At 40.9% G+C, this 23,290-nt stretch carries 22 protein-coding genes; 8 read left to right on the forward strand and 14 right to left on the reverse strand.

The annotated features are described in order from the left end of the window. Positions 1-258 precede the first annotated feature (258 nt). Genes AM629_RS03215 through AM629_RS03235 form a run of 5 tightly spaced genes read left to right on the forward strand, consistent with a single transcriptional unit; the run spans position 259 to position 6,059 of the window. Positions 259-2,346 (forward strand): TonB-dependent hemoglobin/transferrin/lactoferrin family receptor, encoded by a 2,088-nt coding sequence (locus AM629_RS03215; RefSeq protein ID WP_054476094.1) that lies wholly within the window; start codon positions 259-261, stop codon positions 2,344-2,346. Positions 2,347-2,378: 32 nt separating this feature from the next. Then, a complete protein-coding gene (locus tag AM629_RS03220) occupies positions 2,379-3,452 on the forward strand; it encodes a hemin-degrading factor (RefSeq protein ID WP_054476096.1) in 1,074 nt (357 codons plus the stop codon). Continuing rightward, positions 3,449-4,267 carry a heme/hemin ABC transporter substrate-binding protein gene (locus AM629_RS03225; protein ID WP_054476097.1) on the forward strand — a complete coding sequence of 273 codons (819 nt, stop codon included), beginning with the start codon at positions 3,449-3,451 and terminating at the stop codon, positions 4,265-4,267. The genes AM629_RS03220 and AM629_RS03225 overlap by 4 nt, the downstream gene beginning before the upstream one ends. Next, on the forward strand, positions 4,264-5,265 hold the full coding sequence (locus AM629_RS03230; protein WP_054476099.1) for a FecCD family ABC transporter permease: 1,002 nt from the start codon (positions 4,264-4,266) through the stop codon (positions 5,263-5,265). The genes AM629_RS03225 and AM629_RS03230 overlap by 4 nt, the downstream gene beginning before the upstream one ends. Then, complete coding sequence (locus AM629_RS03235; RefSeq protein WP_054476101.1) at positions 5,265-6,059, forward strand: heme ABC transporter ATP-binding protein; 795 nt, start codon at positions 5,265-5,267, stop codon at positions 6,057-6,059. Before AM629_RS03230 ends, AM629_RS03235 begins: the two co-directional genes overlap by 1 nt. 60 nt (positions 6,060-6,119) lie before the next feature. Here the strand turns inward: AM629_RS03235 and AM629_RS03240 are convergent, their stop codons facing one another. After that, positions 6,120-6,734, reverse strand: a complete 615-nt coding sequence (locus AM629_RS03240; protein ID WP_054476103.1) for a hypothetical protein — start codon at positions 6,732-6,734, stop codon at positions 6,120-6,122. A gap of 262 nt (positions 6,735-6,996) precedes the next feature. Here AM629_RS03240 and AM629_RS03245 point away from each other — a divergent pair, with 262 nt between their 5' ends. Continuing rightward, positions 6,997-7,362 carry a helix-turn-helix domain-containing protein gene (locus tag AM629_RS03245; RefSeq protein WP_054476106.1) on the forward strand — a complete coding sequence of 122 codons (366 nt, stop codon included), beginning with the start codon at positions 6,997-6,999 and terminating at the stop codon, positions 7,360-7,362. 761 nt (positions 7,363-8,123) lie between these two features. On the opposite strand, the gene AM629_RS03250 is transcribed toward AM629_RS03245, so the two are convergent. The 6 genes from AM629_RS03250 to AM629_RS03275 form a co-directional block, all read right to left on the reverse strand. Next, positions 8,124-8,468 carry a hypothetical protein gene (locus AM629_RS03250; protein WP_235525388.1) on the reverse strand — a complete coding sequence of 115 codons (345 nt, stop codon included), beginning with the start codon at positions 8,466-8,468 and terminating at the stop codon, positions 8,124-8,126. Between the two features lie 465 nt (positions 8,469-8,933). Next, positions 8,934-9,389 (reverse strand): hypothetical protein, encoded by a 456-nt coding sequence (locus AM629_RS03255; RefSeq protein WP_054476108.1) that lies wholly within the window; start codon positions 9,387-9,389, stop codon positions 8,934-8,936. A 554-nt stretch (positions 9,390-9,943) separates the two neighbouring features. Further along, a complete protein-coding gene (locus AM629_RS03260) occupies positions 9,944-11,218 on the reverse strand; it encodes an efflux RND transporter periplasmic adaptor subunit (protein ID WP_054476111.1) in 1,275 nt (424 codons plus the stop codon). Beyond that, complete coding sequence (locus AM629_RS03265; RefSeq protein ID WP_054476113.1) at positions 11,211-12,707, reverse strand: TolC family protein; 1,497 nt, start codon at positions 12,705-12,707, stop codon at positions 11,211-11,213. The genes AM629_RS03260 and AM629_RS03265 overlap by 8 nt, the downstream gene beginning before the upstream one ends. Next, positions 12,700-13,893: an ABC transporter permease gene (locus tag AM629_RS03270; RefSeq protein WP_083451864.1), complete on the reverse strand. Its 1,194-nt coding sequence runs from the start codon at positions 13,891-13,893 to the stop codon at positions 12,700-12,702. The genes AM629_RS03265 and AM629_RS03270 overlap by 8 nt, the downstream gene beginning before the upstream one ends. Position 13,894: 1 nt before the next feature. Then, positions 13,895-14,632, reverse strand: a complete 738-nt coding sequence (locus tag AM629_RS03275) for an ABC transporter ATP-binding protein (RefSeq protein ID WP_235525389.1) — start codon at positions 14,630-14,632, stop codon at positions 13,895-13,897. 316 nt (positions 14,633-14,948) lie between these two features. Between AM629_RS03275 and AM629_RS03280 the strand changes: the two genes are divergently transcribed. Beyond that, positions 14,949-15,365, forward strand: coding sequence for a flagellar protein FlhE (locus tag AM629_RS03280; RefSeq protein ID WP_054476116.1), 417 nt, complete (start codon positions 14,949-14,951; stop codon positions 15,363-15,365). A gap of 54 nt (positions 15,366-15,419) precedes the next feature. Here the strand turns inward: AM629_RS03280 and AM629_RS03285 are convergent, their stop codons facing one another. Further along, positions 15,420-15,749: a hypothetical protein gene (locus AM629_RS03285; RefSeq protein WP_054476118.1), complete on the reverse strand. Its 330-nt coding sequence runs from the start codon at positions 15,747-15,749 to the stop codon at positions 15,420-15,422. A gap of 597 nt (positions 15,750-16,346) precedes the next feature. Here AM629_RS03285 and AM629_RS03290 point away from each other — a divergent pair. Further along, positions 16,347-17,147, forward strand: a complete 801-nt coding sequence (locus AM629_RS03290) for a YrpD family protein (protein WP_054476120.1) — start codon at positions 16,347-16,349, stop codon at positions 17,145-17,147. Positions 17,148-17,426: 279 nt separating this feature from the next. On the opposite strand, the gene AM629_RS03295 is transcribed toward AM629_RS03290, so the two are convergent. From AM629_RS03295 to arnA, 6 genes are all read right to left on the reverse strand, one after another. Beyond that, positions 17,427-17,912: a C40 family peptidase gene (locus AM629_RS03295; protein ID WP_054476122.1), complete on the reverse strand. Its 486-nt coding sequence runs from the start codon at positions 17,910-17,912 to the stop codon at positions 17,427-17,429. A 95-nt stretch (positions 17,913-18,007) separates the two neighbouring features. Next, the gene (arnF, locus tag AM629_RS03300; RefSeq protein WP_054476123.1) at positions 18,008-18,403 is read right to left on the reverse strand and encodes a 4-amino-4-deoxy-L-arabinose-phosphoundecaprenol flippase subunit ArnF; all 396 of its coding nucleotides are present in this window, start codon (positions 18,401-18,403) and stop codon (positions 18,008-18,010) included. Further along, a complete protein-coding gene (arnE, locus tag AM629_RS03305; protein WP_054476280.1) occupies positions 18,403-18,738 on the reverse strand; it encodes a 4-amino-4-deoxy-L-arabinose-phosphoundecaprenol flippase subunit ArnE in 336 nt (111 codons plus the stop codon). Before arnE ends, arnF begins: the two co-directional genes overlap by 1 nt. After that, the gene (gene arnT / locus AM629_RS03310) at positions 18,738-20,399 is read right to left on the reverse strand and encodes a lipid IV(A) 4-amino-4-deoxy-L-arabinosyltransferase (protein WP_054476125.1); all 1,662 of its coding nucleotides are present in this window, start codon (positions 20,397-20,399) and stop codon (positions 18,738-18,740) included. Before arnT ends, arnE begins: the two co-directional genes overlap by 1 nt. Before the next feature lie 7 nt (positions 20,400-20,406). Further along, complete coding sequence (gene arnD / locus AM629_RS03315) at positions 20,407-21,300, reverse strand: 4-deoxy-4-formamido-L-arabinose-phosphoundecaprenol deformylase (RefSeq protein ID WP_054476127.1); 894 nt, start codon at positions 21,298-21,300, stop codon at positions 20,407-20,409. Further along, positions 21,300-23,282, reverse strand: a complete 1,983-nt coding sequence (gene arnA, locus AM629_RS03320; RefSeq protein WP_054476129.1) for a bifunctional UDP-4-amino-4-deoxy-L-arabinose formyltransferase/UDP-glucuronic acid oxidase ArnA — start codon at positions 23,280-23,282, stop codon at positions 21,300-21,302. The genes arnD and arnA overlap by 1 nt, the downstream gene beginning before the upstream one ends. Between the last annotated feature and the right edge of the window lie 8 nt (positions 23,283-23,290).

Genomic DNA, 23,290 nt, shown 5'->3' on the forward strand with positions numbered 1-23,290 from the left:
GCATTAATATATTGATCCTGAACGTTAAAAATATTACTTGAAGTCATCCCCCCATATAACGATAATGATTCTCAATATGATAATAGTTGGTATTCTCTAATCGGATCTATGACTGAAAATTCCACTAATTTCGCCAAACTAAAACCGATAAACTAATATTAACTAAATATAAAGACAACCCAGCCAGCCCCCAGAACATGTATCAGGGCAGCTAGCTATATCCATAAATCACAAAATATTATTATAGGGATTCGTCTGATGTCTCAATCTGCGAAATCAACACTTAAATTATCAGTACTAAGCCTGGCAATTATCAGTAGTATTCCGACTGTTTATGCAGCAACAAAATCGCCCGATTCCGAAAGCGATAAATCATCCCACGATGTGATAACGGTTTATGCAACGGGTAATGAAAGGGATAGTTTCGAAGCACCCATGATGGTGACAGTGATAAATAATAAATCAGCACAAAGTCAGACAGCTGGTAATGCCAACGATCTCATCAGAAAAATACCCGGCATTAATATAGCTGGTACAAACCGTGCTAACGGACAAGATGTTAGCCTGCGTGGTTATGGCCCACAAGGCGTTTTGACATTGATTGATGGTATCCGTCAAGGTACAGATACCGGTCATATTAATGGTACGTTCCTGGACCCAGCATTAATTAAACAAGTCGAAGTTGTACGCGGTCCTTCAGCTCTGCTCTACGGCAGTGGTGCTTTAGGCGGTGTTATCGCTTATCAAACTGTAGATGCGGCAGATCTTCTGCAAACAGGTCAAGATCATGGATTCCGCGTTTTTGCCCGCGGTGCAACCGGTGACCATAGCATGGGTTTTGGCGGTGCAACTTTCGGCAAAACAGAATCTCTGGATGGCTTATTTGCATTCAGTACGCGTGATGCAGGTAATATCCGCCATAGCAATGGTTTGACGGCTGATAACGATGAATTTATCAGTAACCTAATAGCGAAAGGTAGTTGGAAAATTGATGAAAACCAGTCCCTAAGCAGCCAGTTACGCTATTACCGTAATGAAGCTAATCAACCTAAAAATCCACAAACGCTCATCGGGAAAAATGACCGGCCTAACTCGTGGGCTGACCGAACAACAGCTCAGCGTGATGCCCAACTCAGCTACCAGTTAAATCCATCAGAATATGACTGGTTAAATGCCAAGGCTGATCTTTATTATTCAGATGTCACGATTGATGTCCGCACTAAAGAAAAAGGGTTCGAAGGCCGCGAGCAGAAAACCTATGGCGTAAAACTGGAAAACCGCTCCCGCCTGTGGACAGACAGCCCATTAGCGCATCAATTTACTTACGGTGGTGAAACTTACCAACAGAAACAAACCCCTGGGGGCAACACAGATAGCTTCCCAGATGCCGATATCCGCTTTTATTCCGGTTGGGTACAAGATGAAATAACCTTACGCGACCTGCCAGTATCTATTATCGCCGGTACTCGCTACGACAATTATAAAGGAACCAATTCTAAATATAAGGATGTTAGCGCAGATAAATGGTCTTCCAAAGGTGCTATCAGTATCACACCAACTGATTGGTCAATGCTATTTACCTCTTACGCTCAGGCTTTCCGAGCGCCGACAATGAAAGAAATGTATAACGATTCTAGGCACTACCCAATGGGTCCAGGAATGAATAACGACTGGATACCTAACCCTAATCTCCGTCCAGAAAGTAACACAACATGGGAATCTGGTTTTGGACTACGTTTCGGTAACCTGTTAGCAGAAAATGATGAACTGAAATTCAAAGCCAGCTATTTTGATACCAAAGCTAAAGATTATATTAAGTTAGAGCTTATTAACCCGCTTAAGAAAAAATCAGGTGAGATAGTTAAATTACCATCAGGTGATCCAATATACCTGAACACAACATCTACTAATGTACCCAGTGCCAAAATCTGGGGTTGGGATATCTCTATGAACTATGAATCCAATCTATTCTCCTGGGAACTGGCTTACAACCGCACTGAAGGTAAAGATGAAAAGAGCGGTTATTCTCTTAATAACCTTAGCCCAGATACTATTACCAGCATATTGGATATCCCCATTGCACAGACCAGTTTTTCTGTAGGCTGGGTAAGTCAATTCACAAATCATACTGATTTCAAAGGCAAAGACGACAAAGGTAACGATCCCAAACAACAAGCCGGCTATGGGATTAATGACTTTTATGTCAGTTATCAAGGCGAAGGAATGTTAAAAGGTGTGACCACTACGGCAGTTCTAGGCAACGCCTTTGATAAAGAATACTACTCACCACAGGGAATACCGCAGGATGGCCGCAATGCCAAACTATTGGTCAGTTACCAGTGGTAATTTAATGCACTGTATTTTTAAGGAGTTAAACTGTGAATTCATCACTTTATGAGCGTTACCTACAAGCCAAAGCTGATAACAAAGCCAAATATGCCCGCGATCTGGCTGCTTATCTGAATGTCAGTGAAGGTGAGTTATTGCACAGCCGTGTTGGTGTAGATGCCAAACGTCTTGACATTGATGCCCCCACTTTGCTGGAGGAGCTGGCTGTTGTTGGCGAAACTAAAGCAATTACCCGCAATGATTTTGCCGTTCATGAACAAATTGGCCGGTATGAAAATACACGTTTCAGCAGCCATGCCGGGCTAATCCTAAATCCTCGTGAACTCGATTTACGGATATTTTTTAATCATTGGGGCAGTGTATTTTATCTGGTTGAACCAGCGAAAAATGGTATGCGCCACAGCATCCAGTTTTTTGATCATCAAGGTGATGCTCTACATAAAGTTTATGCCACAAGTAATACTGATATGGCAGCCTGGGAAGCACTGATCGAAAAATACCAGACAGAAGAAAACCCAGCTCTGGTTATCAAACCTGTAGAAGAAACTGGTCATTCAGTTATAACAAATGAACTGAAAACGCAGCTTGATGAAGAATGGCGTGCTATGACTGATGTTCATCAATTCTTCATTATGCTTAAACACCATAACTTGAGCCGTCAGCAAATTTTTAATGCCGTACAGGACGATCTGGCCTATAGAGTGGGAAATTCTGCCCTGAGTGAGATCATTAGTGCCGCTCATAGCGATCAAAACGAAATTATGATTTTTGTCGGCAACCGTGGTTGCGTACAGATCTTCACTGGCAAGCTGGAACGCCTGATGCCATATCAGGAAGAAAACTCAGATCAAAAATGGATTAATATCTTTAACCGCAATTTCACACTACATTTAATAGAGAGTGCTATTGCTGAGAGTTGGGTAACTCGCAAACCGACGACTGATGGTTTCATCACCAGCCTTGAATTATTTGATGCTAATGGCAATCAAATTGTTCAATTGTTTGGTCAGCGCACCGAAGGCACTCCTGAACAAACTAAGTGGCGTGAGCAAGTGGCTGCTCTGCCAAAATTACAACCAGTACAGGAAGAGCGTGTAGCATGAAACAATGGCTTCTAACATTTGTCCTTGTGGTATCGTTCAGTGCTTTTTCCACTGAGCGAATCGTTACTATTGGTGGCGATGTATCTGAAATTGTTTTTGCACTTGGTGAAGGTGAAAAAGTTGTCGCCAGAGACAGCACCAGCCTGAAACCAACAGAGTTGCTTTCTTTACCGGATATCGGCTACATGAGGATGCTTAATCCTGAGGGCATTCTTTCTATGCATCCGACACTGGTTCTGACCAGCGAGCTGGCAAAGCCTTCACTAGCTCTTAAGCAAATCCAAGATTCTGGCGTAGAAGTTATTCAGATAACCGGAAAAGCATCGTTAGAAGCCATTCCTGAAAAAATTAAGACCGTCGCCAAGGCGGTCAATCAAGATGAACGTGGTGAACAACTGATTCAGCAATATCAAAAAGAACTGGCAAAAATACCCACAACCAAATTATCAACCCGTATCCTATTTGTTATGAGTCACGGAGGAATCATGCCAATGGCTGCCGGGCAGAAAACCGCAGCTGATAAGATGATCCGTGCTATTGGCGCGACCAATGCCATGCAAGGCTTCAACAATTACCGCCCACTTTCTCAAGAAGGTGTTATTGCCAGCGCACCAAATTTATTACTGGTGACTGAGGATGGCATCAAGTCAATGGGCGGTTTAGATAAAATCTGGCAATTACCCGGATTGAAACACACCCCAGCAGGTCAGAAACAACAAGTTTTAATTGTAGATGATATGGGACTGCTTGGTTTTGGCCTCAAAACCCCCACCGTGATGAAACAGCTAAGACAGGCGGCGGAGAAAGCTCAATGAGCCGTATGAAATCTCCAGGATTGGGGGTGGCGCTTCTTTGTCTGTTACTATCTGGGTTAGCTATTGGCTCTGCCAATATGGGCGCATTATCACTATCTTTTAAGACATTGTGGGAAACGTCTATCAGCGATCCTCAGTGGCAAATCTGGCTAAACATCAGATTGCCAAGAGTATTATTAGCGATACTCGTTGGCTGTGCTTTAGCGGCTTCCGGTGCTGTGATGCAAGGACTATTTCGTAACCCATTAGCAGATCCTAGCTTACTCGGTATCAGCAGCGGTGCTGCATTGATGGTTGCCGTGGTCATTGTTCTGCCATTTAGCCTACCATCTGCAATTGCTGTATATGGGCATATTATTGCGGCCTTTATTGGTAGTATATTGATTTCACTACTGATTTTTTCACTGAATAAATATAGCTATGGAAATCTGGCTCGTTTATTGTTAGCCGGGATTGCTATCAATGCACTCTGTATGTCTGCTATTGGTGTCCTAAGCTATGTCAGTGACGATCAACAACTACGGCAATTCTCTTTATGGATGATGGGATCACTTAGCCAAATAGAATGGCCAACTCTGGCAATTGCTGCTTCTTTGATTATTCCAGCCACCATCCTCACTTTCAGTCAGGCACGTAAACTAAATCTACTGCAACTAGGAGATGAAGAAGCCCATTACCTTGGTATTAATGTCCAGCGCACCAAATTCCAGTTATTGCTACTCAGCGCTCTACTTATTGGTAGTGCCGTTGCATTAAGTGGTGTCATTGGGTTTATCGGGTTGGTTATCCCGCATCTGATCAGAATGCAGTTTGGGGGCGATCATAACTGGCTACTTCCCGGTGCTGCGTTGGGTGGAGCATCTCTTCTGCTTACCGCAGATACATTAGCAAGGACATTGGTTTCCCCGGCAGAAATGCCTGTTGGTCTAATCACTGGTTTAATCGGCGGTCCATATTTTTTATGGCTGATACTCAAACAGCCAGGGAGCCGCACATAATGGATACAATAAGGAATAATATTTTTCTGCAAGCGAAAAATCTCAGTTATTCGATTGGCAATCAGAAAATAATTGATAACGTTTCACTCTCTGTAAATAAAGGTGAGGTTGTCGCCATTATCGGGCCAAACGGAGCTGGGAAATCCACATTATTGCGGCTATTAACGGGATACATAAAGCCTGAATATGGGCAATGTTATTTGCATGGAATGCCTATCGAGCAATGGTCAGCTCAACAGTTAGCTCGAACCCGTGCTGTCATGCGTCAATATAATTCACTCTCCTTCCCCTTTAGTGTGGAAGAAGTTATTGCTATGGGACGCTCCCCTCATGGTATTCATCACAAACAAATAGCAATTGATACGGTTATTGAGCAAACAGATTGCCAGGAGTTACGCCACCGCGACTATCGGCAATTATCTGGTGGTGAACAGCAAAGAGTACAATTGGCCCGTGTACTTGCCCAACTCTGGCACCCAACACCAACAGAATGTTGCTTATTTCTTGATGAACCGACATCAGCTTTAGATCTCTACCACCAGCAGCATACGTTACGTCTGCTTTACCGGCTGACTCGGGAACAACCGATGGTCATGTGCTGTGTTCTACATGATCTAAATCTCGCCGCTCTCTACGCAGATAAAATATTTTTGCTACATAAAGGGGAGCTGGTCGCAGCAGGTACACCAGAAGATGTGCTGAGTGATAAGATTCTAAGGAAATGGTATCAAGCCGACCTGGGTATCACCCGCCATCCTGAAACCCAGCAGCCTCAGATTTATCTGAGGCAATAACGACGAAAGCTAACAGGCAAATTATTTCCGTAATTTGCCTGCCTTATTTTTCCACTTATTCTATTTACGAAGCTTTATTGCATCAGGTAGATACCAGAAAGTTGAAATCAGGCACAAGCAATAACCCAAAAGCTCACACCCTTCTTCAACCATATTTTTTGCAGTGCGATCAAAATGTTCCTGCATTAAACCTTGCCATAATTCCCCCATGCCAAACAGGCGGGAAAAAACTAACACACACAAAATACCCGCAGCCATCATGCCGTAACTTTGATGACGAGCAAAATGAGCAAGCCCCACTAACGTATCTTTACCTCTGCGAACAGCATAAAAAATACAAATCAACGCCAATGGAATGGCTATCCACGCCCAAGCACCATGAAATATTTCATCAAATATGGAGTCTAGTTCTCTTATCAACAAACAGGCAAAAAAACCAGATATCAAAATTAAGGCAGGACGTAATTTGCTATTCTTCCTTGCTTCCCGAAGAAATACAGCAGAAATAACAAACAGTATACTCTCCTGAGAAATTTCAGTTAATGAATTCTCCTTCACTGCATTCTGCAAATAGATAACATCGATAAAAAGTAAGCCTATTACTATGGACAAGATCAGAGCATACAGGATGAAAAATACCAATTTTTTAGCTAAAAAGGCCAAATCCGATTGCATTACAACCTCCTTTAAATTGAACGACGAGCGATGATACTAATTTAAATAAATTGATGGAGAGCATTTGATGCTACTTATTATTAAAATGAAGAAAATTTTTATAAATGATAATAATTATCAATTATAAATAGCATTTTTTGCCTATCGATATTTTCAAATTATTTTAAAATACACCAATTAATAACCTAAGTTATTATCATCATGAAAATAACTAACAAACTCTAATATTTTAGCAACTAGCCCACCTTAGTGGGAGGTGAAAATGTCAGAAATTGTCGTAAACGATATTATCAGGTGGCTTGAAACTCAGCTTCAGTGTAATGAAGGTATAAAAATAGATACCATTGCCGACAGAAGCGGTTATTCAAAGTGGCACCTGCAAAGAGTGTTTAAAGAGGTACAAGGCTGTACTTTAGGTGAATACGTTCGCAAACGGCGTTTACATGAGGCAGCAAGATCTCTGCGTGAAGGAAACCTACCGATCCTTGATATTGCCTTACAGTATGGTTTTAGTTCTCAGGCAACATTTACCCGAATCTTCAAAAAGCACTTTAATACCACACCTGCCAAATTCAGAGAGAATGGTAACCTACCTGAATTCAAGTACTTCTTAGGTTATGAGCGATAATCGATTTCCTAATAACTTTATTGGCAGTATTCTCTAATGGTCAATAGTTCATTGACCATTCTTCTCTTATACTATACCCCTCATCTTTCAAGTTGCTGCTTTGTTGGCTACGTTCACTTACCCCAGTCACATAGTTATCTATGCTCTTGAGGATGCATTCACTTGCCGCCGCGCTGCAATTTGAAATCTATTGGTATATCTGAACTAACGCCCCCAATAAGATATGAATAAGATGGTTAATATAATTTAAAAACAAAAACATTTTCATACAATTCACAACTATAATATATGGTGTTTTTATTCAATCAGTAGGATCGTTTTCACTATCAGCAGGCAGATAATAAACAATCAAAAATATTAAAACACTGTTCCTAAAGTTCAATGTATTTTCAGTTATTAAAGAAGTAAAAACCCTGAAGACTAAACATCAGGGTTTTTATTTAGAATTAATTCCAATTTACTATTTATCCCAATATACCTGTTATCTTTCAAGTTGCCTCTTTGTTGGCTGCACGGTCACATAGTTATCTATGCTCCCGGAGATTCGCTCCCTTACCGTCGCGATCCATCTTGAAATCTATTAGGTATAGACGTTATTTTTCAGAAAACCTGAACACTGTCCAAGTTTAAAATTGAAAATAAAATAACATAATGAGATAGATCTTTAATGCCTTTAACGCAAATAATAACGAATAATATTTTCTATAGGAATTCTTACTCCTGTAATATCTTACTATCATTCCTAATTTTTACCGCCCTTATCATCCTCCAGTTCCACCGCCAGTTCCGCCGCCAGTTCCCTTATCACTCTGAATTAATACACCATTGATATATCCATGTTTATTATATTCATATCCGGTAGTTCTAAGAGTAACCTTTTTGGAATTAAGGTGTGCAAGAAGCAAAGTTATTAGACTACCATTTCCTTGATAACCCCCGTCAGAGTTATCCAGTAGAAAATCCCGTGAAGTACCTTTGTCATCAATAATGACTACATGAACATTGTTTCTGGCTATTTCCGGAGCAATTTGAATGGAGGACACAGTTACATCAGAAATCGACACATTAGGGGCAACTATGTCATTAGAATTATTTTGATCAATCATAATATCTTATTCCTTATAAAATTAGGTTCATACCAAGTTACGAATATAGAAATTTATATTACACCAAAAAACTCAACTAATTTATCAACATCCATATTAAACCATCATAATCCATAAATTTATAAAAAATAAAAAAACTTTACAACTTTAAAAATAGTTTAGAACCATTAATTCGTCAATAAAATACCAAAGAAAATCAAACTAAAAAAAATAAACATTTAACATTAATTTATAACAACAAATTAAATTACTTTATGTTTTTTTATTTTTAACGTAGTGCTAACACACCTCATATATTTTGTTATTTACACCTAGCATTATAATAAATAAAAAACCTCCTAATGATAATCACTAATAATTATATAATTAGCGAAAATTAAAAAATAACCAGCTGATATTTAAATAAATATAATAGAAACAATATGAGCCAGATATCTCTAATAAAATAATCTGACTCATTATTTATTACTTCATAGTAAATTCAACTAACCATTCGTAAGTCGCAAAGTTAATAGAGGTGATAGTCGCATTGCAAATAGCACCACCGCTCGGAGTTGCCCCCTTATTCCACTTAGGCAATTTAACACCATTGACATATGTATTAATGAAAGTAGTCGAAAAAACACAAGTCTTATTTCCAATTTTATATCGCACAATCGCATAATTTCCATCAGGTGAAATCGGGCTTTGAACCCGATAAAGATCAGACTCACCTTGCCTTACGCTAGCCTTGGGCTTGGATAATGCATTTACCTGTGTACTGACTTCATTATTAGTAACGATGGTATAAACAGCATCAGCGCTACCCGGCGCACCGAGATGCTTAAATGTAACTGTTACGGCTGGTCCTGCATGAGCAATACCCGCAGCAGCTAAGGAAGCAGTTGCAAACAGGGCCAACAACGATTTACGTACTAACATTTAGATATTTTCCTTATGTTGTTTAGAGTGGCTTACTGCATTTTGATACAACTTTTTTTTCTACAAGATCACTTAGAGCACGATATATGTACCAACCATATAAAGTTAATTTCCGCTTTATACCTGTTATCTTTCAAGTTGCCTCTTTGTTGGCTGCACTCACTCACCCCGGTCACAGAGTTCTCTATGACATAGTTCTCTATGCTCCCGGGGATTCGCTCCCTGGCCGTCGCGATACATCTTGAAATCTATTGGGTATATATATTTATAATATAGACCACGTTCATCAGAATTTATTCAGAGAGGTAAAATATTCTCAGTTATAAAATCTACAGATACTTTTACCTGAGGAATATAGAGATAAATAGGTAGAAATTATTTCGTGGTAAAATTAAATCTTCCCAATGGATATTAATATTTACTTATAGCAACATCCAGAATTTAAATTCTGGCAGTGTAAATATATCAAAGTAAATTAGTTGCAACGAACAGTTTTAATATAAACAATGGTACCAAAACTGGATTACCCATACACCATTAGGCCAAATCAATCATTATTGCACAGGAATTTCGACATAGCCTGCTTCCAGCCCGATTACTTCTACCCCCTGAGGAACAGCATATCCTGGCGTCACCGTAATCTGTTGCACTGGATCGTGTAATTCTCGTCGATAGGTGACAAAAGTCTGCCCGTCAGGACCTGTACGTAATGCATCCGTTGGCACCGCTAAGCCATGTTCATTACGATACGTGACAATAGCCAGTTTCGCACTCATGTTCAGACGAATACGCTGTCGTTGCTCAAGTGTTAATGGATCAATCGCGACCAACACGTCATAAGTTACACCAGCCCCCTGAGATTCGGTTGAACTCCCCTGTACGCCAATTGTCTTAATCTGCCCTTGCAAGGACAACCCGGCAAAACCCTCTCCTGTGATCTGAACCGGCATTCCTTCATATAATTGATGTAGATCTGCCTCTTCAATGCGAGCCACCGCCTGAACTTGCTCCAAATTGATTATCCCAAAAAGCGGCGTTCCCTGAGTTACCCGTGTCCCTTTTTGAATAGATAACGTTTTATCTGACTCGGCAACAAGAGGACGGACAACAATTCCGTCAAAAGACGAAACCAGTTCCCGTTGCGCTTTCTGAGCTTGAAGTGCTTGATAACGGGATTGAGCATTGGCTAATTCCATATCAGCAATCTGCCGATACTCACCGGTGCCTTTGTCCAGCGTAGCTTGTAGTTCCACCTTAGCCGCAGCAAGGTCGAGCCGTTGAACTTTGACCTGCTGCTCCAGTGTATCAACCTCCATACGGGCAACGATGCCTCGTTCAAACAAAACTCGAGTATCAGTCAGTTTGCGTTCAGTATCATTCAGGCTTAGCTGAGCATTGGTTAAAGCCCTACGTGCTCTGGCAACATCCTGGCTGTTCTTCCAATCCGCTAAATCCTGTACGGCTCGCTGGGCTTTCAGCAATTCTGTAAGTGCCTGTCGCAACTGAATATCCAGTTGTGCAGTATCAAGGCTCAATAATGGTTGTCCACGCTTAACTCTCTGACCTTCTATCACCACCACCTCGGCGATAATTCCGTCGAACGGCGCAGTAATAGTCAAACTGGTGGCGGCCTGGATGCGGCCAACTAAACCCAGATGGTTTTCTAACAGTTGGGGTTCAACACGTACCCATTGCTTCGGTAATGATGTATTAGTTGGAGAGGGAAAAAAAACATAGGCAATAGTTGCCCCAGTAACTAGAATCACAGCGAATACCACAAGCCAATGAATGTTATATCTGAAACGAGCAAGTGCCCTGATTTTAATCATTAAGTGCAATATCCCAACTCCCCAGAGTAGTACCTAGTGTTTCATCCAACTCCGCCTGTGCATTTAGATAAGCAATCAATGCATTAAGACGAACATTCTCAGCGTTGCGCAGATCAGTTTCAAAGCTTAATACCTGAAAGTTGCTGGAGCGGCCTACCGTCAATTTTTCACGTTCAATTTCCAGCTTACGCCGGGATAAGTCCAAAGCACGCTGTGCTATCTCGTATTGACGCCAGCGTGTACCAATATCGCGTGCGGCATTACCTACATCACGCTCCAGTGACTGTTTTGCTTCAGTAAGACGGATATCCTGATTCTGCACATCAACCTGCGCCCGCACTTCCGCCTGGCGCTGACTCAAATCCCCTATAGGTATCTCCACTTGGACGCCCGCGTAATTTTCCCAATTACGAGAACTATTTGATCCTGTTCGATCACGGACTTGACTGGTCCTGCCAACCAAAGAGACATCCCATAAGCGATCATTACGAGCAACTATCAGGTTTATCGCCGCCTGTTCTGCGGTAATCAATTGAGTGAGGTATGAGGGTTGATGTTCTTGTGCCAAATGTTGCGCCTGGAGGAGATTGATATCTATGCGTTTAGCCTCCAGTTTGTCAGTTGCTTTTACTTGGGTTTGCAAGTCCAAAGCAAGTAAACGTAGTAACTCTAATCGACTGGTATCCAGTTGATTGGCTGCTTCCTCAGCAGCCAATTCTTGCATGGCAACCTCAGCCTCAGTCTGGACAATTTCAAAGGCCGCCATTCTGCCCGCTGCAATCATGGCTTTGTTCACTTCCAGCAATTGGCGCGACCGTTCCAGAGCATCACGCGCAATTTGCAATTGTTCTTGCGCACGCAGCAATTCACGGTAAGCCATAATAACCTGTGTGATAGTCTGGGATACTGTCGCTTTCAGGTTCAGGCGATTTATCTGTTCCATCATTTGAGCAAGACGTACAGGTGCTGTAGCCACATCTTTGCCAGCACCTTTCAACAGAGGCTGAATGACAGAAAAAGAAACGCCATCATTACGATTACGACCAGCATTGTTTGCCCATGTTGTTCGGCTCGTCCATGACAAACTAAATTGGGTACCATATTCTCCAAGCATTGTAGATGTAGGCATAATCTCGCTCTGGCGGTAACGATCACTTTGATTACGGACAACAGCATAACGACTATTAAGCAACAACTTGGGCGTAAAACGATCCTCAGCAACCCGCAAATCGAATTTCTGGGCAATGCGATCCAAATAAGCACTGCGGATAGAACGATTGTTTCGTAATCCCAAATAGATCGCATCACCAAGCGTTATATCAATAGTCTGTTGGCTAAGAGAAATTGTATTTGTTGCAGACATTGTACTTGTTATAGATATAGTTGCCTGTGACGGAACCAGCTGCTCCGCTAAGAGCGGTTTCACAGGCAAGGCTATTACCAGTCCAATGACAGCCCCCATAATACGTAGGAAAATTTGGCTAATCATCACGAAGTGCCTCTATAGGTTGTAACTTAGCAGCAGCCAACGCCGGATTAATGCCAAAAAACAGACCAATCACTAATGAACTGGCAATACCCAGAGGCACAGAGAATAAGGATAACGTAAATACCCAGCCAGAAAATTTTACGAACAGGTACCCAGCAGCCACTCCCAACAATGAACCCACTATTGCACCGGCGATTGCCAAAGTAGCAGCTTCCAGCATAAAAAGTATACCGATATCAATGGGTCTGGCACCCAGAGCCATACGAACACCAATCTCACGCCTGCGTTCCGAAACATTCATCAGCATGACATTCATGACACCCACACCGCCCACCAACAACGAAATGCCTCCCAAACCAGCAAGCAAATAAGAGAATGTTTTAGTCTGGCGCGTCAATCCATCAAGCAATTGTTGCGGGATTTGAACTTCGACATTACGACCTTTTGATAATGAAACAAGATAGTTACGCAATAATACAGCGTCACTGTTTAACGTTGTTGTTGTGTCACGTGTTTTGGCAATGACGCTGCCAATTTCTGGAGCAGGCCGCAACCGTCTCATTCCCTCAATAGGCAGTATCACAGAATCATCAACAGAGACAGGAAGTAAAGGGTTCGCCCCCTGAACAGCGAGAATGCCTATCACCTCAAACAGATAATCCCCAATTTGTAGTTGGCTGCCTACCTGGACCTTTGACTGTTTCGCTATATCTGCACCAATTACGGTATAAGTCGTCTGACGATCATAGTCCGATAAAAAACGTCCCTGCTCGATTTGTAAATCAAGCACCCCAGCCAGATCGGAGGATGTACCCGTAATATTCGTATCGATCCCTTGCCCCTGAAAACGAATACGAGTTGAATGTAATGTGATAGGCGCAGCATATACGATAGTCGGTAATACACGAGTCAGTGCTTGAATATCCAATGTAGATGGTGCGGGTTTAGCATCGACGCCGGGAATAAAACTAAAATGAGCGACCAGAATATTGCTTCCCATACTTTTAAAAGTGCTAATAGCTTCATTAGCAGCGTTGTAACCAATGTTCAAAAGTGCAATAACTGAAGCACATCCGACAGCAATACCAAGCAAAGCAAGTAAGGATCGCCTTCCCAGAAGACGCAGACTATCCAACGACTCACGCAATGCTTGCGCGAGAGAAAGACCGTGACGACCAGAATTCATGTTAAGCATCGAATATCGGCAGATCAGTTTCGGAAATTCGCCCATCTTTGACATACAAACAGCGCTGCATATTTTTAGCTATTTCCCCATCGTGTGTAACCATGACGAGCGTAGCACCCTGCTCACGGTTTAATGACAGAAGGAGTGTCATGATATCGCGTGCCGTGACACTATCGAGATTGCCTGTTGGTTCATCAGCCAAAATGAGAGAAGGCTTGCCGACCAAGGCTCGGGCGATAGCAACACGCTGCCGTTGCCCACCAGAAAGATCTGCCGGACGATGGTGAATACGATTAGCCAAGCCAACCAACTCAAGCTGGTATTGCGCTTCCTTCCGGGCTAGTGAACGTGAATATCCACGATATAACAATGGCAGCGCCACATTATCCAATGCCTGCATTCTGGGAAGTAAATTAAAACTCTGGAATACGAAGCCTATTTCCTGGTTTCTTATTTTCGCCCGCTCATCAGAAGTCACTTTTGTTACATTAACATCATTAAACTTAAAACATCCAGAAGTTGGCTGATCCAGCAAACCAAGGATATTAAGCAAAGTACTTTTACCCGAGCCGGAAGCGCCGAGAATAGCACAACTTTGCCCACGCATTATAGTAAATGATATTTTATCAAGTACGGTGTGATACTTTTCACCCATACGATAGGATCGACAAATATTTTCCATGTAAATCAAAGATTCCAGACACTGGGAAGTCGTGATTGTCATGTTTGATTTATTCATCGTTTTTCACATCCATTAAATGTTTCACTGACTCCATTTAATCGTTTAATCAGGTTTATATCATGGGACGAATCTCTTGTAAAAGATTGCTGCCTGAGCATGGCATAAAAACAGCAAACATTAAAAACAGATTAGACTTACTTAACAAAAAATCAGATTTCCCGTTGCATTTAAAGATTATCCCATCCAAATTAATCGTGCCTCCTTTGGCATATAGTGAATATTTTTATGAAAGTTCAAGAGAAAAAGGGCGCGAGATCGAAATATATCTCTAAGTTCTCGCAATAGAAAATTATCAGATATTGGGGTAATCGCTATGAAATTAAAAAGAATCTTTGGAATCGGCAGCGCATTACTGTTAATGATGTTTTCGCAAACTGGGTTTGCGGCAAGTGGAAGCTATCAATCTTCGGTCACCCTACCAACGATATATTCCAGAAACTTCACAGAAACGGCTTATCTTCCTGTTGTCGGATCTCCACCCGCGGCGGGCAGTATTAACAATGTATCTTGGACTTGGAACGTCGTTGGATGGCCTCAAGGATTGTCTGTTTATCTTTGCCAAGGAAGTACCAGCAATTGCATAGATATATCACGCGTTCGAAGAATGTCGACAACTGCATTCAATAATAGAAGCCCAGCACAACAGTTCTTTTATGCTATGAGTGTTGCAAGTGGTGGAACAGTACCAGTGGCAGGTCAAACCGGAGAAATTATTGTCAGTTGGCAGTAATATTTCAATTGTTCTCCAAAAATTGCCGCCAGCATTATAAGCGGCAATTCTCATCTAATTTACTTTGAATATTTGGTATAGTTTGAGAAATATATACCCAATAGATTTCAATTTGCAGTGCGGCGGCAAGAGAACGCAGCCAATATTGGCATTACCAAAGCTAGTCAGCGCTGTCCAGTTAATTGCAGGAAAGTCAACGCTATAGACTTCTGGCAAAGATAATGTGAACACGTTTTTTAAACCTCGCGTTATTTGTTCAGTTAACGATAATTGCGTTCCATGACCATAACTGTTGGATTGCCCAAGTATGATAAGTAGCAGGGCATCATTAGGTGCCCATGCAGGACAGTTTATTTCAGGAGAATGCAGTTGTTTATCTCTCATCAGTTTTCCTCTCACGAGGATTTAAATTATTGGATTAGTTCTACTCGCAAAAATATAATTGATTTCTGGAAAAGAAAATAATTCCTGATTAATCAATCATATTTATGGCACGAAAAAATTTTCTTTATATATTAATTTTATATTTCTCACTCCAAATTAAATTAAATTAAATATAATTAATTATTAACTTGCGATTTTTATCATCTTACCCTCTTCCTTTAAAATATAAATATGATATTATTCTTCACAAATAAAATAATACTTCATAATATATTTTTCTTTGGATCACAACATACTGAATTATAATAACCATTGCTCCTCTTATTAAAAATATACTTATTAACCAAATCCAGAAAATTAAAATATCACTTATAAAAACAACTTGGTTTAACAAATAATATCTAAGTTTTTTTGTCATAAAGACAAATAAAAATGTTTTTTATTTCATTCTGCTCTAGTGGTATTTTATTTATGAACAAAAGTTCATTTAAAATATGTATTTTACGCAAAAAAATCATCATATTAAATTAAAACAATCTTATCAATAATATTTTGATTTATGACTAACTTTAAACACATATCAATGAGGAAAATAACATGATTAGATTTAAAAATAAGTTGCCTGTGAGAGAAAATATCGTGCTCACTCGTAGAAAATTCACGAAGATAGCATTAGCCAGTATAATTGTAGTTAATATCTTCTTGATAATTCACGCCCATGAAGTTAAAGCAACTGAAGCACAATCACTCTCACAAATATCACATCTTAATGAAAATACTATTACCAATGGTATCGGAGGAAGAGCAATTATTAATAATACAGGATCTATTCTAATCACAAAAATAGCCCTACCAGAGATTAAAGAAGGATCTTCCTTTAAAGCAGAAGGTGGAACACTATATGTATATTCTGGTTTTTCTGGTCAAGTAGAATCAGATATTGGCTTTCAATATAGTACTACCTATAATGTATGGAAACCAATTATGAAAGTAGGAAGCCGTGGCCAAGAAACTGTTCAATATATTGAAGGAAAAGATAATTTTACTTATACAAATGGTTTTAAACCTGGTAGTGAAGTACAACTTACAATATATAAAAACCTAAATGGCGCAACTAGAGCGACATATTGGGGAATTTCCAATAAGGGTTATACAGGTAGACTTATTTCAGAGATAAAAAACACTAATATCAGCTCAGTAAAAAGCTGGAAAATATTATCTACAATCGCTGTACCTCGTGGAATACCAGAAAAGAATATTAAAATTCATAAAAATTACGCTGCTAAATTTAAAAATATAGTTATAGACAATAAACCTGTTAAACCAGTAATTCATGCGACAAAGAAGGCAAATATTACTACAAATTCTAATAACGCCACAATAGAAATAACAAGATAATACCATAACAGATATTTTAACCAGTTCCCGATACGTTAAGGAACTGGTTATTTATTTTTAAGAATTTATCTCATCATAACTTTAATTTATAACGATATTAATAAACCCAACGACGTTAAAATCTATTGGGTATATACCTGTTATCTTTCAAGTTGCCTCTTTGTTGGCTGCACTCACTCACCCCGGTCACATAGTTATCTATGCTCCCAGGGATTCGCTCCCTTGCCGTCGCGATCCATCTTGAAATCTATTGGGTATAGACCGTTCATGAGAATGTATTTAAATCCTACGGGCTTGCCAAAAAGCTTTTCTCCAGTAAACGTTATTCATCGATGAGCGGGTAACCCCTTTACTGGTTGATGCATGAATAAACTGATTGTTGGCATCATAAATGCCAACGTGTAACCCATGCTCACCACTACCTGTCTTGAAAAAGACTAAATCACCCGGCATTAAATCACTTTTATCAATGCGGGTCCCTAATCCTATTTGCCCACGGGTAGTACGAGGTAACTGAATATCAAACCGGTCACTAAAAGTACGGTAAACAAAACCAGAGCAATCTACTCCCCGATGATCCATCCCACCGTAATGATATGGTGTACCGTACCATTGCTTAAGCTGCTCCTTAAGCTGAGCAATTACCATAATTGGATCAGAAAGTGCTGTTTTTAACGCTGGTACTTGAGTCCTAGGGGAATGACTGGAACAACCAACGAGTACCAGGCTAAATAACAACAGTAAATCTTTTATTCTTATTGTCATAAATCCCTTCCCCACAAGACCCGAAAAATACCGTAACTTTATCCATCACTTAATCAAAAAACAAGGCTATATCCTACAGCAGAATAGCTAAATATTTATTTTGCGATTCGTTCTGGACGACTGATCAGCCAGACACCAAACAGGATAAAAATCACTCCTACTGTTTTCAATAATGTAACCGCTTCATTAAACCAAGGCATTAAAGCAGCCATCAAATATACAAATACATAACTCAGACTTATTAACGGATAGGCTTTATTTAATGGTAAATATTTCAGAGCAAATAACCAACACAGCATAGATAACAGATAGCCAACCAAACCAGCCATTATCGACGCAAGAGGATGACGATTACTCCATAACCATTCAATATCAAACCAATGCAAGAAGCTAAGGTTTAATGCCGGCAGATTTACCACCCCCCATTTCAATAATAACTGTGCTATTGTCACCAACAATGCACTCGCTAATCCCCAAATATACCCCTTCATTAATTCAAGCTCATCAACAGAATTCCCAACATGATACAAACAACCCCACCCCAGTGCTTTTTGCCTACATTTTCTTGATAGAAAAATTTACCCGCTAAAGTAACAATAATAAAGTTAATACTCAGCATTGGATAGGCAATTCCCAACGGCAATATCTGTAATAAACGCAGCCAGAACAGCATTCCGACAGCTAACAGAATCACTGCCCCCAGCAACCATTTCAAAGCTGATACCCGCTTATAAGTATCACTCTGCCAGCATATCACAGCCTGTTTCTGACACAGCTGACCAGCACATGTAAGCAAGCTGACCAGCAGTAATAGGGCAAAACCTATCACGGGCGTTTCTCATAGACCATAATAACAAAACGATAATTACGGCTGACTTGATCTGCTTTAGGTAAATCAGGTAATTCTTCATTTTTATACATATGAAGGAGTACTGATACCTGCCCTTCTTTACGGGCCTTCTCCAGCCATTGTGGAAAATCTTTATAGCTGATATGGCGATATTGACTATCTGGATAACTCAAGCCGTATTCCAATTCTCCCCAACGCTCAAGCATATAAATATCACTGCGTTTCATTTCCCACGCAGCACTGGTTGCAAGACCAACACTTTCCGAGAGAATATACCGGCTGTCTGCCAGTTCCTGACGATGCAGGTTAATAAAATTCTGAGGTAATTTAGAATTAATCGTATTTTCAGGCAAAGCATTACCAATCGCCAGGCTAACAACAATAGAACAATACGCAGCCAACAGCCAGTATTTCCCATTCAGCATAAAACACAAATAACCAATAATTCCCCAGATACCAAAGGCAACAATAGCTAAAACCCATTTAGGCCATTCTGATGGCTGATATAAAGAATGTTGTGTCACGGTTTCCATAGCAAACAAAACCATCACTGCCAACAAACCAATAAATACGTTAACCATTCCATTGATTTTCAGTAATTTCATCTTGCCATTTTTTGCGCAATCTACGCCGAACTTAGCCATCATCATTGCCAATGGCGCCATACAAGGCAAGATATAAGTTGGCAATTTTCCTTTCGCAATACTGAAAAACAATAATGGCACTGCAAACCAGCAAAGCAAAAAAAACATTTCAGGATTGGATTTTCTTTCTTTCCAGCCTTTCATCACCGCTCCCGGTAATAACCCCAGCCACGGGATTACACCAAGGATCAGAATAGGTATGTAATACCAGAATGGTGCAATATGCTGTGCATCATCGGAAGAGAAACGCTTAATATGCTCAACCCAGAAAAAATAATGCCAGTAGTCTGGCTCACGTTGAGCAACCGCAATAACCCACGGTAGACTGATGGCTATTGCCGAAATGATAGCAAGCGTGCCAAAATATGCCGTTTGCAGGAACCGCTTCTGATAAATGACAATTGGCAGCATAGCAATCACCGGAACAGCCAATGCCAAAAATCCTTTGGTCATAAAACCCATACCGCAGCACAAACCGAGCACCAAATAGGCTATAACCCGCTGTCTGGTACAGTCTGCTTTTAACGCCCAGAAACTACACACCATAGCAGCTGTCATCCACAATGAAAACATTGGATCGAGTACGCTATAAGTGCCAATCGCCAATACCAGAAACATTGAGATATAAATCAGACTGGTGACAAAGGCAATATGCCGACTTTGCCACATCATCATAGCCAGCCGATATAATAAAATTGCACTGATAAAAATACAGAAAACTGAACCAAAACGGACAGCAAAGTTATTATCGCCAAAAATCCATTGGCTGATGTTGTTAATCCAATAACCCGCTACAGGCTTTTCAAAATAACGAATGTCCAGCAAATACGGAACAATCCAATCCCCTCGCTGGAGCATTTCACGGCTGATTTCTGCATAACGAGTTTCATCAGGCTGCCATAACAGACGGCCATTAAGGGGTAATAAATAGGTAAGGACAAAAAAAAGAGCCATCAAAAAAGCCCCCACTTTACACGCCCGGTTATTTAACATAGATAAGTTAAACCTCTTGTTGACATCCTAACCACCCTTCTCTGCCGGGAAATTCAGAACGGACAATTCGCCCTACAGGAAGTCGCTGGATATTTTCAGGTAGCAGATGACTCAATGCACAAAATTGTATGTTTTCCCGGTGGGCCATTTCCAACAGAGTTACAAATCCTGTGGACTTGGACATCCCTTCCACTTCTGTATGGATGGTATACACCGGAATACCCTGGTCGTTTTTCATCTCATCAAGAATAAACTGATTAAAATCCTTATCCTTAATCTGAGTTCCTACAACTTCATCATAAGTTGGTAGTGTCACCGGAATTTGCACCGTACCGATAGTGCCATCTGGCAAAACTGGCCTGAATGGGTGCGTACCCCTGCAATCACTGTTGTAATCAAAACCAAATTGCTGCTTTACCGCCAGTACGCGCTCATCCGCCCGCCAACCCGCCACAGCAGAACAAGTTACCCGTTGACCCGTTGCCCGGACCAAAGCATCCACCCCCAATTTAACCTGTTCTGTTAACTTAGTTTCAGACCAACGGCCAACTTTCGCCTGCCAACCTTGGTGATCCCATGCATGCAGACCAACTTCGTGGCCTGCATCCAGAGTCTGTTTCATCAAGTAGCCTAAATCCTTGGCTATTTTCTTACCTGGCCATGCAGTCCCCGCCAGTAAAATATCAAGGCCATACAGAGATGCCGCATTTGATCTCAACATCTTCCATAAGAATTTCGGTCGCAAAAGGCGCCATAAATGACGCCCCATATTATCCGGACCAACACTGAAGAAAAAACTGGCCTGAATCTGATGTTTTGCCAAGATTTTAAGCAACTGCGGTACACCTTCAAAGGTGCCCCGATAGGTATCTACATCAACTCTCAAGCCAACTTGTTTCATTATTTTTTCCCTAATTCTTCCACTTCACCACGCAAGAAGAAATCCAGTGTTTCATTTATCGTCTGTTTCATATCAATAGTAGGTTTCCAGCCTAACAACCGTTCCGCATTTTTAATACTTGGCTTACGATGCTCAACATCCTGATAGCCTTTGCCATAGTAACTTCCGCTTTCAATTTTTTTGAATCCAGCAAACGGAGGAAAATAACCTCTCAGCTCATGATTCTCAAAGCTATTAAGTAACATTTCTGCTAGCTGACGAATACTGGCTTCGTTAGTTGGATTACCAATATTGATAATCTGACCGTCACATAATCCATCCCGGTTTTCAATAATGCGGAATAACGCTTCAATACCATCATTAATATCAGTAAAGCAGCGCTTCTGCTCACCACCATCTACCAGTTTGATGGATGAACCCTCAACTAAGTTCAATATCAGTTGTGTGATTGCTCTTGAGCTGCCAATGCGCGCAGAGTTCAGGTTATCCAGACGAGGCCCCATCCAATTAAATGGGCGGAACAAGGTGAATCTGAGTCCTTCTTTCTCACCATATGCCCAAATAACGCGATCCAGTAATTGCTTAGAGACAGAGTAGATCCAGCGTTGTTTATTAATCGGGCCAACAATCAGACGAGAATCATCTTCGTCAAACTCTTTATCATCACACATTCCGTAAACTTCTGATGTGGATGGGAAAATAATCCGTTTATTATATTTAACACAATAACGGACAATTTTAAGATTCTCTTCAAAATCCAGTTCAAATACACGCAGTGGGTTACGGGTATATTCAATTGGAGTTGCAATAGCGACCAACGGCAGAACCACATCACATTTCTTGATGTGATACTCGATCCATTCAGTGTGGATGTTGACATCACCTTCAATGAAGTGAAAATGCGGATTACCGATAAAACGCTCAATAGCAGAAGAGCCAATATCCATACCGTAGATATCATAGTTGCCATCACGCAACAGACGCTCTGTCAGATGATTACCAATAAAGCCATTTACACCAAGGATTAATACACGCTTACGGTGGCTAATCTGGGATGTTGCCTTTGGACCAACACGGATATCAGTCACAATGCTCATCTCTGCTACCAGGCGGGTCCCTCGAACATATAAACTAGATTCACTTTGCCCACTGATAATTTCTAATGCCCCTTTTCCACAAGCAATAACCAGTGGATCTACCGACAATACCGTACCCGGCTGTTTGTTATGGACTTCATCTAACGGAGAAGCACGCCAGATAGTAATCTTGCGATCACCCAAGAAAGTAAATGCACCCGGATATGGCTCAGCCACCGCTCTGACAAGGTTGTTGATTTCCGTTGCTGATTTTCCCCAGTCAATCTCTCCATCAGCAGCAGTACGACGACCAAAGTAAGTTGCCTGACTTTGATCCTGAGGTGTTGAAGTATAAGTTCCTGCTTTGATCTGAGGTAATACTTGATCAAGCAGTTTTTCCGCCGCTTCACGAATTTTTCCGTGCAAAACCAGCGAAGTATCCGTTTCTGTAATAGCAACTTTATGTTGAGCAATAATATCCCCTGCATCCGCTTTCAACACCATCTTATGCAGGGTTACGCCTGTTTCCGTTTCACCATTTAAAATTGCCCAGTTAATGGGTGCACGACCACGGTATTTTGGCAACAGTGATCCATGCAAGTTAAATGCACCAGAACTCGCCAGTGATAAAATATCTTCACTCAGCATATTCCGGTAATAAAAAGAAAAAATGACATCCGGTTTTAGTTCACGGATACGTTCAACCCATAGAGGATGATTAACATTTTCTGGTGCAAAAACCGGAAGCTCCAAATCTGCACTCAAACGGGCAACAGAAGAGAAAAAATGGTTTTCAGTAGGATCATCTGTATGGGTAAATACCGCCTGAATATCAAACCCAGCTTTAACTAAAGCATTGATCCCGACACAGCCGATATCATGATAGGCAAATATAATTGCTTTCATTAGTACTC

Source organism: Photorhabdus heterorhabditis, assembly GCF_001280945.1.
Taxonomy (GTDB): Bacteria; Pseudomonadota; Gammaproteobacteria; order Enterobacterales; family Enterobacteriaceae; genus Photorhabdus; species Photorhabdus heterorhabditis.

What these genes read in the sequence shown, in the direction of transcription:
- arnA (WP_054476129.1), bottom strand. Translation starts at nt 23,282, where the DNA reads ATGAAAGCAATTATATTTGCCTATCATGATATCGGCTGTGTCGGGATC.
- AM629_RS03225 (WP_054476097.1), top strand. Translation starts at nt 3,449, where the DNA reads ATGAAACAATGGCTTCTAACATTTGTCCTTGTGGTATCGTTCAGTGCT.
- AM629_RS03235 (WP_054476101.1), top strand. Translation starts at nt 5,265, where the DNA reads ATGGATACAATAAGGAATAATATTTTTCTGCAAGCGAAAAATCTCAGT.
- AM629_RS03215 (WP_054476094.1), top strand. Translation starts at nt 259, where the DNA reads ATGTCTCAATCTGCGAAATCAACACTTAAATTATCAGTACTAAGCCTG.
- AM629_RS03285 (WP_054476118.1), bottom strand. Translation starts at nt 15,749, where the DNA reads ATGAGAGATAAACAACTGCATTCTCCTGAAATAAACTGTCCTGCATGG.
- AM629_RS03290 (WP_054476120.1), top strand. Translation starts at nt 16,347, where the DNA reads ATGATTAGATTTAAAAATAAGTTGCCTGTGAGAGAAAATATCGTGCTC.
- AM629_RS03255 (WP_054476108.1), bottom strand. Translation starts at nt 9,389, where the DNA reads ATGTTAGTACGTAAATCGTTGTTGGCCCTGTTTGCAACTGCTTCCTTA.
- AM629_RS03230 (WP_054476099.1), top strand. Translation starts at nt 4,264, where the DNA reads ATGAGCCGTATGAAATCTCCAGGATTGGGGGTGGCGCTTCTTTGTCTG.
- AM629_RS03265 (WP_054476113.1), bottom strand. Translation starts at nt 12,707, where the DNA reads ATGATTAGCCAAATTTTCCTACGTATTATGGGGGCTGTCATTGGACTG.
- AM629_RS03240 (WP_054476103.1), bottom strand. Translation starts at nt 6,734, where the DNA reads ATGCAATCGGATTTGGCCTTTTTAGCTAAAAAATTGGTATTTTTCATC.
- AM629_RS03280 (WP_054476116.1), top strand. Translation starts at nt 14,949, where the DNA reads ATGAAATTAAAAAGAATCTTTGGAATCGGCAGCGCATTACTGTTAATG.
- arnD (WP_054476127.1), bottom strand. Translation starts at nt 21,300, where the DNA reads ATGAAACAAGTTGGCTTGAGAGTTGATGTAGATACCTATCGGGGCACC.
- arnT (WP_054476125.1), bottom strand. Translation starts at nt 20,399, where the DNA reads ATGTTAAATAACCGGGCGTGTAAAGTGGGGGCTTTTTTGATGGCTCTT.
- AM629_RS03245 (WP_054476106.1), top strand. Translation starts at nt 6,997, where the DNA reads ATGTCAGAAATTGTCGTAAACGATATTATCAGGTGGCTTGAAACTCAG.
- AM629_RS03250 (WP_235525388.1), bottom strand. Translation starts at nt 8,468, where the DNA reads ATGATTGATCAAAATAATTCTAATGACATAGTTGCCCCTAATGTGTCG.
- AM629_RS03260 (WP_054476111.1), bottom strand. Translation starts at nt 11,218, where the DNA reads ATGATTAAAATCAGGGCACTTGCTCGTTTCAGATATAACATTCATTGG.
- arnF (WP_054476123.1), bottom strand. Translation starts at nt 18,403, where the DNA reads ATGAAGGGGTATATTTGGGGATTAGCGAGTGCATTGTTGGTGACAATA.
- AM629_RS03275 (WP_235525389.1), bottom strand. Translation starts at nt 14,632, where the DNA reads ATGAATAAATCAAACATGACAATCACGACTTCCCAGTGTCTGGAATCT.
- AM629_RS03270 (WP_083451864.1), bottom strand. Translation starts at nt 13,893, where the DNA reads ATGAATTCTGGTCGTCACGGTCTTTCTCTCGCGCAAGCATTGCGTGAG.
- AM629_RS03295 (WP_054476122.1), bottom strand. Translation starts at nt 17,912, where the DNA reads ATGACAATAAGAATAAAAGATTTACTGTTGTTATTTAGCCTGGTACTC.